At 31.8% G+C, this 12196-nt stretch carries 16 protein-coding genes; 8 read left to right on the top strand and 8 right to left on the bottom strand.

What is annotated here, in order from left to right:
• Window positions 1-30: 30 nt before the first annotated feature.
• From SPD45_RS14090 to SPD45_RS14055, 8 genes are all read right to left on the bottom strand, one after another.
• Complete coding sequence (locus SPD45_RS14090; RefSeq protein WP_336268413.1) at window positions 31-777, bottom strand: class I SAM-dependent DNA methyltransferase; 747 nt, start codon at window positions 775-777, stop codon at window positions 31-33.
• Window positions 778-1125 carry a ribosome silencing factor gene (gene rsfS / locus SPD45_RS14085; RefSeq protein WP_336268412.1) on the bottom strand — a complete coding sequence of 116 codons (348 nt, stop codon included), beginning with the start codon at window positions 1123-1125 and terminating at the stop codon, window positions 778-780. It lies immediately after the preceding gene.
• 13 nt (window positions 1126-1138) lie between these two features.
• Window positions 1139-1693, bottom strand: coding sequence for a bis(5'-nucleosyl)-tetraphosphatase (symmetrical) YqeK (gene yqeK / locus SPD45_RS14080; RefSeq protein WP_336268411.1), 555 nt, complete (start codon window positions 1691-1693; stop codon window positions 1139-1141).
• On the bottom strand, window positions 1683-2249 hold the full coding sequence (locus tag SPD45_RS14075) for a nicotinate-nucleotide adenylyltransferase (RefSeq protein WP_336268410.1): 567 nt from the start codon (window positions 2247-2249) through the stop codon (window positions 1683-1685). Before SPD45_RS14075 ends, yqeK begins: the two co-directional genes overlap by 11 nt.
• Before the next feature lie 206 nt (window positions 2250-2455).
• The gene (yhbY, locus tag SPD45_RS14070) at window positions 2456-2749 is read right to left on the bottom strand and encodes a ribosome assembly RNA-binding protein YhbY (protein WP_336268409.1); all 294 of its coding nucleotides are present in this window, start codon (window positions 2747-2749) and stop codon (window positions 2456-2458) included.
• A 7-nt stretch (window positions 2750-2756) separates the two neighbouring features.
• A complete protein-coding gene (gene aroE / locus SPD45_RS14065) occupies window positions 2757-3587 on the bottom strand; it encodes a shikimate dehydrogenase (protein ID WP_442962039.1) in 831 nt (276 codons plus the stop codon).
• 18 nt (window positions 3588-3605) lie between these two features.
• On the bottom strand, window positions 3606-4712 hold the full coding sequence (yqeH, locus tag SPD45_RS14060; protein ID WP_336268407.1) for a ribosome biogenesis GTPase YqeH: 1107 nt from the start codon (window positions 4710-4712) through the stop codon (window positions 3606-3608).
• The gene (locus SPD45_RS14055) at window positions 4705-5232 is read right to left on the bottom strand and encodes a YqeG family HAD IIIA-type phosphatase (protein WP_336268406.1); all 528 of its coding nucleotides are present in this window, start codon (window positions 5230-5232) and stop codon (window positions 4705-4707) included. Before SPD45_RS14055 ends, yqeH begins: the two co-directional genes overlap by 8 nt.
• Before the next feature lie 459 nt (window positions 5233-5691).
• Between SPD45_RS14055 and SPD45_RS14050 the strand changes: the two genes are divergently transcribed.
• The 8 genes from SPD45_RS14050 (at window position 5692) to sigK (ending at window position 12192) form a co-directional block, all read left to right on the top strand.
• Window positions 5692-5823, top strand: coding sequence for a sporulation histidine kinase inhibitor Sda (locus SPD45_RS14050; RefSeq protein WP_336268405.1), 132 nt, complete (start codon window positions 5692-5694; stop codon window positions 5821-5823).
• 110 nt (window positions 5824-5933) lie between these two features.
• On the top strand, window positions 5934-8270 hold the full coding sequence (locus tag SPD45_RS14045; protein ID WP_336268404.1) for a Na+/H+ antiporter subunit A: 2337 nt from the start codon (window positions 5934-5936) through the stop codon (window positions 8268-8270).
• Window positions 8271-8609, top strand: a complete 339-nt coding sequence (locus SPD45_RS14040; RefSeq protein ID WP_336268403.1) for a Na(+)/H(+) antiporter subunit C — start codon at window positions 8271-8273, stop codon at window positions 8607-8609.
• Window positions 8602-10077: a Na+/H+ antiporter subunit D gene (locus SPD45_RS14035; protein WP_336268402.1), complete on the top strand. Its 1476-nt coding sequence runs from the start codon at window positions 8602-8604 to the stop codon at window positions 10075-10077. Before SPD45_RS14040 ends, SPD45_RS14035 begins: the two co-directional genes overlap by 8 nt.
• A gap of 5 nt (window positions 10078-10082) precedes the next feature.
• Window positions 10083-10559, top strand: a complete 477-nt coding sequence (locus tag SPD45_RS14030) for a Na+/H+ antiporter subunit E (RefSeq protein WP_336268401.1) — start codon at window positions 10083-10085, stop codon at window positions 10557-10559.
• Window positions 10556-10867 (top strand): monovalent cation/H+ antiporter complex subunit F, encoded by a 312-nt coding sequence (locus SPD45_RS14025; protein ID WP_336268400.1) that lies wholly within the window; start codon window positions 10556-10558, stop codon window positions 10865-10867. Before SPD45_RS14030 ends, SPD45_RS14025 begins: the two co-directional genes overlap by 4 nt.
• Complete coding sequence (mnhG, locus tag SPD45_RS14020) at window positions 10839-11228, top strand: monovalent cation/H(+) antiporter subunit G (RefSeq protein WP_442962038.1); 390 nt, start codon at window positions 10839-10841, stop codon at window positions 11226-11228. The genes SPD45_RS14025 and mnhG overlap by 29 nt, the downstream gene beginning before the upstream one ends.
• Window positions 11229-11484: 256 nt before the next feature.
• Window positions 11485-12192, top strand: coding sequence for an RNA polymerase sporulation sigma factor SigK (gene sigK, locus SPD45_RS14015; RefSeq protein ID WP_336268398.1), 708 nt, complete (start codon window positions 11485-11487; stop codon window positions 12190-12192).
• Window positions 12193-12196: the final 4 nt, after the last annotated feature.

The following is a 12196-nucleotide window of genomic DNA, read 5'->3' as shown; positions in this document are numbered from 1 at the left end:
AGAAAATCCGAGAAATAGCATTTTCTCGGATTATTTCTGTGCAAAAATGAAAATTCGCTCACCTTTATCTGTAGAAATTTCATTTTGCATAGAAAAATCGGTATAAAATTTAATTTTACGAAACCCAATATTATTTAAAATATTTGCATATGTTTCGATATTGTATGTTTTTTCTTCATGTATTTCCTCGAAGCGATGATAAGTCCCATCCACTTGTTTTTCAAAAAATGTTAAATAATGTGTCATTGCCCCGATTTCTTCCCCTGATTCGCAAAACCAAATATAAGCAAGTTCATCTGTTACATCAGCAAATGTTTGATTGACTAACATATTTTCTACATATGGAATGGCATGAATATCAAAAATAAATGCACCGTCTTCTTGGAGATTTTCATATACACGCTGACAAACAGCTGTTACATCATCTATATTTGTTATATAGTTCATCACATCACAATAACTAATAAATAAATCCGTATTAGAAAATCCTTCCAAGTTTGTCATGTCTTGATGGATCCATGGAATATGGACACCTTGTTGCATCGCTTTTGATTGTGCAACAGTTAACATATCTGACGAGACATCTACTCCCGTTATATGAAACCCGCTATTAGCTAAGCGAATCGCAATTTCGCCTGTTCCACAGCCTAAATCAACGATATTTTTCGTTTCTAATTGATGTGTTTCGATAATGTCTTTTGTTAATTGCACCCACATATCATATGGTGCATGTTCCATAAAACGATCATATACATATGCAAACTCATTATATGTCATTTATTTATTGTCCCCAACAACATCTGCATCGCCCCATAATTTCTCTAAATTATAATACGTTCTTTCATCTTTATGGAAAACATGACATACGACATCTTTTGCATCGATTAAAATCCAACGAGCTTGTTCAAAGCCTTCCATTCGCTGAATATCTAAACCATTTTCTTCGACTGCATTTTTAATAGAACGAGCTATTGCTTGAACTTGTCTTTCGTTATTTCCATGACAAATGACATACCGATCAGTAATTGGTGTCAATTGTTCCATATTTAATACGACGCAGTTTTCAGCTTTACGCTCCTCTGCAGCTTCTACAATGATCTTTACTAATTCATTCGTTTCTTTCAAAAAAATCGCTCCTTTATTTCGCTAAATCATTATAAGCTAAAATTGTATTTGGATGAAGTGTTGCATTTTTGCTTATTAAAAAAATAAGCGTGTTTTTTAATGCTTGAAATGCAGCCCTTTTTAAGTCGATTTTAGCTAACTCTCTCACTTCTTCTACTCCTGGAAAATTCCTTCCTGGTTCGATATAATCTGCTACAAAAATGACAAGTTCCTCAACAGTCATTTTTTCCCTTCCAGTTGTATGGTAATACATACAGTTGTAAATCGTTTCATCGGTTATTTGAAATACATCTTGAACAAAATGTGCACCGACTGGACCATGCCATAATTCTTTATTGAATGTAAGTAATGATTCGTCAATATTATATTGTTTTATTTTATGAATCAATACGTCGTCTGATTCACATTTACATATATCATGTAATAATGCTGCTTGTTCTACAATTTCTCTATCGGCATTGTATAAACCAGCTAATTCTATTGCAGTATCATAAACACGTAATGTATGTTCATATCGGTTTTTACTTAAATGATTTTCTAAGTATTGCCTATATTGTTTATACGTCATATAATTGATGCTCCTTTATATAAACATACACAGAATCTTGTATCAAATATTGGGCTGAAACATGATGCCGAATTCGTTCACGAATAGCAGTTGATGATACGTCTATCATCGGAATATCTACTAATAAAACAGGAAAATCAGTCTCTGTTTTGTATGTAGAACGTTTCACGCCGATAAATTGAGTCATTTTCATCAGTTCATCAATTTTATTCCATTTTGGTAAATATTCAATCATGTCAGCTCCAATAATAAAATAAAATTGATGATCATACATTTCTAATAATTGCTTTATCGTATCATATGTGTATGATTTTCCTTTACGTTGCAATTCAATATCATGCAAATAAAAATGGTCATTCGTTGCTATCGCTAGTTCTACCATGTTTTTTCGATGTTTATTCGATGACATTGCATTCGCTTTATGTGGTGGTTCATTTGTTGGGATAAACCATATTTCATCTAAATTTTGGCGATGTAGTACTTCATTCGCAATGATTAAATGTCCAATATGTGGTGGATCAAATGTGCCACCAAGTATTCCAACTTTTTTTTTCATTTCATCCCTCTTTATTACATTCATTGTTTGATCGTACGTAATATATCCAACCATTTATGATGCATTGACCATAAATGGTTGTTGTTTTCGTTAAAAAGTTTGCACAAAGCAGTCGTAAGATGTTTTTTTTAAAATTATTCAAATTTATTTTTAGTAATAGAAAATTCAGTTTAAGTAATTACTCATTTTTTAACCAAGTGATAAGACTAATTCGGTAATGTAATTGTTTTGTTTTCAACTGATTCACGGTATAAAACGATTGTGTTTCCGATAATTTGGACAAGACAGGCATCTGTGCCATCGACCAATTGTGCAGCGATATCGTCTTTCTCCTCTAAACAGTTTTGTAATACAGCTACTTTAATTAATTCCCTTTTTTCTAACAGATCGTCCAGTTGTTTCGTTAAATTTTCGTTTACGCCACCTTTTCCAATTTGAAATAATGGCTTTTCGTGATGTGCTTTTGCACGTAAAAATCTTTTTTGTTTTCCTGTTAACATATGTCAATCAACCTTCCAGTTTCTTTTCTAATTGTGCATCTAACTGATCCATTTTTGGTGTAGTATTTGTCCATATTTCAAATGCATATTGTGCCTGATATAACAACATTGTATGACCAAAATGAATCGATGCACCTAATTGTTTTGCGCGCTGTAAAAATGCTGTTTCTAATGGTTGGTATACAATATCACTAACTATTGCCTTTTCATGTACGTTCTTCAGCTTAATAACCATTCTATCTGTAGATGGTTTCATTCCGACTGATGTTGTCTGTATTATAAGAGGAAAAGAATGGATATTTTGTGATGCTTCCTCTATTGTCATCACGTTTCCGTATCTTTGACCGATAATATTTACAGCCTTTTCCAACGTTCTATTAGCAATGGTAATATTTGTAAAGCCTTCTTTTATGAGTGCATTATAAATTCCTTTACAAGCACCCCCAGCTCCTAACAATAATACAGCTTCGTTTTTTTGGTTAGCTAAAATTGGGTATTTACTTAATAAAGACCGGACATAACCAGCACCATCTGTATTAAATCCATACCATTTACCATTTTTATTTAGTACCGTATTTACGGCACCGATAATGCTTGCTTGTTCATCCAGCCCATCTAAGAATGGAATAATCGTTTCTTTGTATGGTGCGGTAACATTAAATCCATCCAATTGCATTTCTTTTAGTGAAGCAATTTTTTCATCAAATGATGCATGTATATCAATTTCATATATATCATATGTTCCTTCTAAATTCGTTCGTTCGAAAAATTGCCGGTGAATCCACGGTGATAAAGAGTGTTGAATTGGATAACCGATTAAACCAAATTTATACATCAATATCAAACCTTTCTCTATTTAAGATGACATAAATGAATCGCGAATAGATACACTAACTCCTTTTGGACTATGCACTTCTATCGTAACATTTCCTTCTAAAATTGTAATCCAACCTAATCCAGGGAAAACAATATCTGTATACGGATCGGTAATTTTATACGATTGTTTTACAAATGGTGGTAAGTTTTGTAATGTTTCTTCGTCTGGCGGACTTAGTAATACACCATTTTGTTTTTTATACAATGCATCTGCATTTTCTAACTTTGTCCGATGAATCGGTAATTCATTAGAAAAGTAACAGACAAAGGTTTGTTTATTTCCTTTCTTAAAATCAAACCGTGCTAAACCACCAAAAAATAATGTCTGTTCACTATTTAATTGATAGTTACGTGCTTTAATTTCCTTTTTCGGTGTAATTACTTTTAAATCATGCTTCGATACATAATGTGCCATTTGTTCATGATTCATGATTCCTGGAGTATCAATTAAAGCAGAAGTTTCATCTAACGGTACTTCAATAAAGCCTAAAGTTGTGCCAGGGAAATAAGAAGTCGTAATTGCATCTTTAATACCTGTAGCACGACGAATGAACTGATTAATGAAAGTAGATTTTCCGACATTTGTAACACCGACCACATGAATATTTCGACCACGGCGTTCTTTTTCCATAAACATGGCAAGTTGTTCCATGTCATGTCCTTTTAAGGAAGAAATTAAATAAATATCCTCTACTTTTAAACCAATTTCTTTTGCTATTTTAAATAACCAATGTTTTAATTTTCGTAAGTTGGAGGACTTCGGTAATAAATCCACTTTATTTCCGACTAAAATAATTGGATTATCCCCTACAATTCTAGGCAAACTTTTCAATAAAGTTCCATTTACATCAAAAATATCAATGACATGGACAACAAGACTATTTTCATTCCGAATCGTACTAACTAAATGTAAAAAATCGTCACTATCCATTGGAACAGTCGTATTTTTATTATAATGTCTCATCTGAAAACATCTTTGACAAAGAAGTTGTTCCTTATTTATAGAAGATGCAGGAATAAAACCGATTGCTTCTTTATTTTCCGTTTGAAGTTGTGCCCCACAACCACCACAAAATAGATCACTCATCATGTAACACCCTTTTCGTTAATTTTCCTTGTGCATAAAATCTGTTTAAAATTTTCCGTTCCATACGACGGTTGAACTTTGTAATTGCCGCATCACTTTGTACGATTGGTACAACCAAGATTGTATAGAAGCCAGCCCGATTTCCACCTAATATATCTGTTAATAGTTGATCACCGATAACGACTACTTCATCTTTTTTTACACCCATTAATTTTTGAGCACGACGAAATTTCGTTTTTAAAGGTTTATTTGCCTTATGAATAAACGGAATATGTAGCGGTTCTGAAAATATCCGTACTCTTTCTTCATTATTATTAGAAAAAATCGTTACTTTAATATTAGCTTCTTCCATACTATGTAACCAAGTTTTTATTTCTTCTGTAGCATTACTTACATTCCAAGGGACTAATGTATTGTCCAAATCTACAATAACTGCTTTTTTTCCATTTTCTTTTAAAAACGTTGGTGTAATATCATACACCGTATCTACATGTTTATTTGGTAAAAATAAATTTAACAAAAATTGTCACCTCTAATATATTCTCTTCCAATATTTATCCATTGATTCAATTTAAAAGTAATTGTTGCTGCTTAATTATAGCACGTACAAGCATTTTTAAAAACAATCTACTATTCTTATCGCAAGATATTATATATACATGGATCACTATGAAAAAATATGTAAATATCCCATACAATATTCAATTATTTTGTTGTCGTTCCCCGATGAGCGTAAATTTTTGTCGAAAAACAGGTGGAATTTTGTCAAAACACGATGACTTTTCGACAAAATACACCCCCTTTTAGCCTAATGTGTATAACTTCCCTTATTTCATAACGTTGATATAACGGATTTCTTGAAAGTTATCACCAACATTACCCACAGCTTATGCACATGAAAAGAGTGGTTTATCTTTACTTGTCCAAGGGTTCTTTTCATGATAAATTAAACAGACATGAATTTTAAAGGAGAAAGAAAATGAATGAATTATCAAATGAAATGTTAATGGATACTTATGTACATGCTGTACAATTGAATTTAGATGATCACTTTATATTATTGCTTGAAAAGGAATTATCACGACGAAACTTATATCATTTTTATCATTAAATTTTTTTGCGTTTAATACTTTATTTTTAAACGAAATATCACTATACTTAAATACATATGCTTTGAGTTTATTGTAGTTTTTTTTGAGCAGATTGGAGGACAAACAGAGAATGCTTTTAGCAATATTAGCACCACTTATTATCGCATTTTTTATCCCTACTTTAAGTAGATGGAAATCAACAATCCACACAGGTATATTTGTTTTTTTCGTTCCTTTCAGTATATTTTTATTTTTCATACAATATATTGGAAAGGATTTCATCCCGATTAAACAAGTATTTGAATGGATTCCATCGTTACATATTAATTTTGATTTATACTTAGATGGATTAAGCTTGTTATTCGTTCTACTTATCACTGGAATTGGATCTCTTGTTGTATTGTATTCTATTTTTTATTTAGACAAACAAGAGAATCTAGGACATTTCTACGTATACTTATTAATGTTTATGTCCGCAATGTTAGGAATTGTTTTATCTGATAATATTTTCGTTTTATATTCTTTCTGGGAATTAACATCGATCTCATCATTTTTATTAATTGGATATTGGCATTTTAAAGAGAAATCCCGATACGGTGCATTAAAATCTATGATGATAACTGTTTTCGGTGGTTTAAGTATGCTCGGTGGTTTTTTACTTTTATCAGTCATCACTAATACGACGAGCATTCGAGTAATGATAGATCAAGCAGATTTAATTTTGGAAAGTGAGTATTTACCATTAGCACTCATCTTTATTCTAATAGGAGCTTTTACAAAATCAGCGCAATTCCCTTTTCATATTTGGTTACCGGATGCTATGGAAGCTCCTACACCAGTTAGTGCTTACCTACACTCTGCAACAATGGTAAAAGCAGGGTTATATTTAGTTGCGCGTTTTTCTCCGATTTTCTCGCAATACGATTGGTTTTTTATAATTGTAACGACCTTTGGAATCATTACATTATGTTGGGGATCTTACATGGCCGTTCGACAAACCGATTTAAAAGCAATTTTAGCTTTTTCAACAGTAAGTCAGCTTGGAATGATTATGGCAATGTTAGGATTCGGAACAGATATCGCTATTTTTGCTGCTGTATTCCACATTTTAAACCATGCAACATTTAAAGGTAGTTTGTTTATGGTAGCGGGCATCATCGACGTACAATCAGGAACGAGAGATATACGTCGTCTCGGCGCACTATATACATTAATGCCTATTACTGCAACTTTAGCATTATTTGGGACATTTTCAATGGCAGGGTTTCCATTACCATTTTTAAATGGATTTTATAGTAAAGAATTATTTTTTGATGCGACATTAGGTTTAACAGCAAATGATGTTGATATATCAGGCATAATTGCTGCACTTGTTCCTTATTTAGCTGTATTCGGAAGTGTTTTTACATTCGTATATTCGATGTATTTATTTTTTGGTGTCTTTGGTAAATCAAAAAACAATCCGGAAGACTTACCAACAAAACCGAAAGAAGTTTCTATCGGTATGTTACTATCACCTATTATTTTAGTATTAGGAGTTATTACGATTGGTTTAGTTCCTAATTTATTTAACAACGGGTTATTAGTACATGCTGCAACGAGTATTAAAGCTACAGCATCTTATGACCATATTAAGTTCTGGCATGGATTTAATACACCACTTAGAATGTCATTAATTGTTGTAGTACTCGGAGCAATTCTTTATATGACGAAAGAAAAATGGAGCAAAATATATGATGTATTGCCAGGTGTGTTAAGCTTTAACAAAGTGTATGATAAAACATTAACCTATATAGATGATGGAAGTAAAAAAGTAACAAATTCGTATATGACGGGATCTTTACGTAATTATATGTTGTTAATTGTAGGTTCTATGTTTATCATCTCATTTATTTTCATGTATATGACAGACGGCTTTGCTATAAATATGTCAGACTTAGCTGATGTAACGTTCATTGAAGTTGTTGTCGTGATAGCAATCGCTATTGCTGCAGTTGGAACTATTTTTTCTAACCATAATATCACTGCCATTTTAATTTTAGGTATTACTGGATATGGTGTTGCAATTTTATTTGTATTATATCGAGCACCAGATTTAGCGTTAACACAATTAGTAATCGAAACAATTACAATGGCATTATTCTTACTCTGTTTCTATCACTTTCCTAAATTACGAAAAAGGGAAGAAACAAAGAAAACAATCTTTACAAACCTTATCGTATCAATTGGTTTTGGACTATTAATGACTGCAATTGGTATTTCTGCATTAAGTAGCAACTGGTTTGATAAAATTTCGGAATACTTTGTGGAAACATCACTTCCAATTGGTGGTGGACGAAACATCGTAAACGTAATTTTAGTAGACATGCGTGGATTTGATACATTGTTTGAAATTGCTGTTTTAGGACTAGCAGGATTAACTGTATTCGGCCTCATTAAATTACGAAACAATAAGGGGGCGAAATAAATGGAGTTTATTATAGCGATTTTGGCTGGAGTGTTATTTGCGACAGGTGTATATAATCTTTTACAGAAACAATTATTACGAATTGCGATTGGTACAGGCTTAATTTCTCATGCGGCACACTTATTTATTTTAACAATGGGTAAATTGAAACGTGGCCAACCACCAATCATTGTCGATAATATTACGAATTATACAGATCCATTACCACATGCTTTAATTTTAACTTCCATTGTAATTAGTTTTGGGGTTACAAGTGTTGTATTAGTGCTTGCATACCGAACAATTAATGAAAATAAAACAGATAATATGGAGCAATTAAGGGGCAATGAATATGAGTAATTTAGCTATACTACCTATCGTATTACCGCTTTTAGCCGGTACGATTGTTGCTTTTACAAATAAAAGGGTTACATTCACAAGGTTTTTATCGAAAATATTTATTTTAATTCATTTAGCGTTAACTATATGGATTACATACCTCGTTTTTACAGATGGTACAATTGTTTTAGAGGCTGGTAGTTGGGTTGCTCCATATGGGATTATTTTTGTCGCTGATTATTTATCTATTTTATTAGTTTTAACGACAGCGACATTAAGTACTGCGTGTATCTTTATTGCACCAAAGCTAGTCTCTGAACGGAAAGAAACATTTTACTTTTATACATTCACATTTATGTTAATCAGTGGTGTTTCTGGCGCATTTTTAACTGGAGATTTATTCAACTTATTTGTATTTTTTGAAGTATTATTAATGGCTTCATACGGATTAATTATTCTCGGAGGAAGCAAAGAACAATTACGAGAATCTTTAAAATATGTATTAATTAATTTGTTCTCATCTGTAGTTTTTGTAACGACGGTAGCATTTTTATATGCTGTTGTAGGTACAGTGAATATGGCACATATTGCAGAACGTGTACATGAAGTAGAACAAGCTGGCGTATTAACAACGATTGGTATTGTACTATTTTTCGTTTTTGCAACTAAAGCTGCACTTTTCCCGTTGTACTATTGGATGCCTAAATCATATATCGTACCGAATCCAGTAACTTCTGCTTTATTTGGTGCATTGTTAACGAAAGTCGGAATCTATTCGATTATACGTATTTATACGTTGATCTTTATATATGAATCAGATACAATTCGTAATTTCTTCATAATAATTGCAGGATTATCGATGATTTTTGGTGTCATAGGAGCTTTATCAACGAATGATATTAAATTAATTATTGCTTATAATGTGATTCCTTCTATAGGCTTTGTACTACTTGGTTTAGCAATATTTAATGAGACAGGTTTATCTGGTTCAACATACTATTTAATTCATGATATGATTATTAAAACTGCCCTCTTTTTACTTGTCGGTGTCATTACATATATTGTCGGTACATCTGACTTAAAGAAAATGGGTGGACTAATTCATTATTATCCAAGACTTGGCTGGATATTCTTTATTGCTACATTCGTTTTAGCGGGGATTCCTCCATTTAGTGGTTTTATCGGAAAAATATTACTTCTAAAAGGAGCCTTTGAAACAGATCATGTGATTATTGTCATTGTCGGTTTATTGACGAGTTTACTTATTCTATATTCCGTCATGAAAATTTTCATATTAGGATTTTGGGGAGAAAAGAAAAAGAACTTTCAAGTTAAACGTACGAACGGGATGTTATACCCTATTGTATTTTTAATTATTCTCTCTATTTTTATGGGGATTGGCGCAGAGTTTGTATATCCTCATATTGAAACTGTTGGCGAATACTTATTAAATCCAGAAGCATATATTAATTCCGTATTAAAGGAGTAATGAACATGACTTTTCAAATTGTTGTTAATTTAATTATATCCTTTATGTGGATGTTTTTGAGTGAAAATTATACATTCGTCACATTCATTTTTGGATATATTTTAGGTGCTCTACTATTACTTTTATTAAATCGATTTTTCCCTAGTCGATATTATTTAGCACCAATTTATAAATTTTTCATTTTATTTCTTATCTTTATTCGCGAACTTATTTTATCGAATATCGATATCGTTAAAATAGTATATAAGAGGAATCCTGATTTCGAACCTGGTATTTTTGCACTTCCAGTTGAAGTCGAAAAAGATTGGGAAATCACTCTTTTAGCAAATTTAATTACGTTAACACCTGGAACTTTATCTGTAGCCATTTCAGATGATAATAAACAAATTTTCATTCATGCAATGGATATTGAAGACAAAGAAGAAGCTATAAATGATATTAAAAACACATTTGAAAAAGCGATCATGGAGGTGACGAAATGATAGATGTATTACATGTTGTTGAACATATATTATATATTACAACACTAATTTGTATTACTGGAATTGCATTATCTTTAATTTTACTTATCTATCGTGTCCTAATCGGTCCATCAAATCCAGATCGTGCTACAGCTTTAGATGTGATTGGTGTTTGTTTAATGGCTACCGCTGCATTAACGTCGATTTTACTTGCAACGACAAAATTAAACGATGTTATTTTATTAATTGGGATTCTATCTTTTATCGGTACATTAGCATTAGCAAAATATTTAGAAATGGGTGTTATCATTGACCGAGACTCTGATTAGTATCATTATGAATATTATCATTATCATTCTAATGTTGTCAGGTACCTTTTTCATTTTTTCTAGTGCTTTAGGAATCATTCGATTCCCCGATGTTTTCACTCGATTACATGCAGCAACAAAAGCACCTACTTTAGGAATTATGAGTATTTTACTTGCAACATTCTTGTTTCTTTACGGTTCACATCAAATCGTAAGTGGAAAATTACTTTTAGCAATTTTATTCATATTTTTATCTTCCCCAGTCGGTGGACATATGCTTTCAAGGGCTGCCCATAAAGCGAATGTCAAACCTTATTTACGACATCGTGAAGATGAATATGAAACATATATGCGAACAAAAAATAAAAAACAAGCTAAATAACTGAGATAATACTCGGTGAAACGAAAAAGGTGATTTCAGTAAGTTAATTTTTACTGGAATTACTTTTTCTTTTTATTTGACCGACTAGGCCCTCCATAAATTTGCTACACTTTCCACGAATTGACCCCAATCATATTTATTACAAAAAGATAAACTTTAATTATAAAATAATTATGTCTCATCTCTTTTAATTGGACGTGCAATTTCTTCCTGTCTTATACATACAATGATAAAAATATGTGATAGGAGGAATCAGATGTCGACAATTTTAGCGATAATGACATATTTTTTAAAACAGTACGTCGTATTCGTTTCATATATTAAAAACAACGCATTCCCCCATCCATTATCCAAAGAAGAAGAAAAAAAATATGTGGAAGCAATGCTTGCTGGCGACACGATGGCAAGGGATAAATTAATTGAACATAATTTACGTCTAGTTGCACATATCGTAAAAAAATATGATGATACAAATGAAAAAAGCGAAGATTTAATTTCAATTGGGACAATTGGTTTAATTAAAGGTGTAGAAAGTTTTAAGGCAAATAAAGGAGCAAAGCTCGCAACATATTGTGCTCGCTGTATCGATAATGAAATTTTGATGTACTTACGTTCATTAAAAAAGTCGAATAAAGATGTGTCTTTATATAGTCCAATTGGCCAGGATTTAGAAGGAAATGAAATGACTTTAGCCGATATACTAGAAGCAGATGTAGAAGATATTGTGACATCCATAGAAAAACATATTGAAATTGAAAAGTTAAATCGTTATATTCATCTTTTATCAGAACGGGAGTTATTTGTTATTATTCACCGATATGGGATTCATAGAAGTGAGATATTAACACAGAAAAAAATTGCAAAACAATTAAATATCTCCCGTAGTTATGTATCTAGAATTGAAAAAAGGGCTTTAATGAAATTACTTCGGGCGTACATACGGGAGGAAGAAAATAGATCTTAAAAGA

The organism is Pseudogracilibacillus sp. SO10305 (genome assembly GCF_037072005.1).
GTDB classification, from domain to species: Bacteria; Bacillota; Bacilli; order Bacillales; family Amphibacillaceae; genus Pseudogracilibacillus; species Pseudogracilibacillus intestinigallinarum.
This window is presented reverse-complemented; position numbering and strand designations above follow the sequence as displayed.

What these genes read in the sequence shown, in the direction of transcription:
- SPD45_RS14090 (WP_336268413.1), bottom strand. Translation starts at nt 777, where the DNA reads ATGACATATAATGAGTTTGCATATGTATATGATCGTTTTATGGAACAT.
- yqeK (WP_336268411.1), bottom strand. Translation starts at nt 1,693, where the DNA reads ATGACGTATAAACAATATAGGCAATACTTAGAAAATCATTTAAGTAAA.
- SPD45_RS14075 (WP_336268410.1), bottom strand. Translation starts at nt 2,249, where the DNA reads ATGAAAAAAAAAGTTGGAATACTTGGTGGCACATTTGATCCACCACAT.
- yhbY (WP_336268409.1), bottom strand. Translation starts at nt 2,749, where the DNA reads ATGTTAACAGGAAAACAAAAAAGATTTTTACGTGCAAAAGCACATCAC.
- yqeH (WP_336268407.1), bottom strand. Translation starts at nt 4,712, where the DNA reads ATGAGTGATCTATTTTGTGGTGGTTGTGGGGCACAACTTCAAACGGAA.
- SPD45_RS14050 (WP_336268405.1), top strand. Translation starts at nt 5,692, where the DNA reads ATGAATGAATTATCAAATGAAATGTTAATGGATACTTATGTACATGCT.
- SPD45_RS14045 (WP_336268404.1), top strand. Translation starts at nt 5,934, where the DNA reads ATGCTTTTAGCAATATTAGCACCACTTATTATCGCATTTTTTATCCCT.
- SPD45_RS14040 (WP_336268403.1), top strand. Translation starts at nt 8,271, where the DNA reads ATGGAGTTTATTATAGCGATTTTGGCTGGAGTGTTATTTGCGACAGGT.
- SPD45_RS14035 (WP_336268402.1), top strand. Translation starts at nt 8,602, where the DNA reads ATGAGTAATTTAGCTATACTACCTATCGTATTACCGCTTTTAGCCGGT.
- SPD45_RS14030 (WP_336268401.1), top strand. Translation starts at nt 10,083, where the DNA reads ATGACTTTTCAAATTGTTGTTAATTTAATTATATCCTTTATGTGGATG.
- SPD45_RS14025 (WP_336268400.1), top strand. Translation starts at nt 10,556, where the DNA reads ATGATAGATGTATTACATGTTGTTGAACATATATTATATATTACAACA.
- sigK (WP_336268398.1), top strand. Translation starts at nt 11,485, where the DNA reads ATGTCGACAATTTTAGCGATAATGACATATTTTTTAAAACAGTACGTC.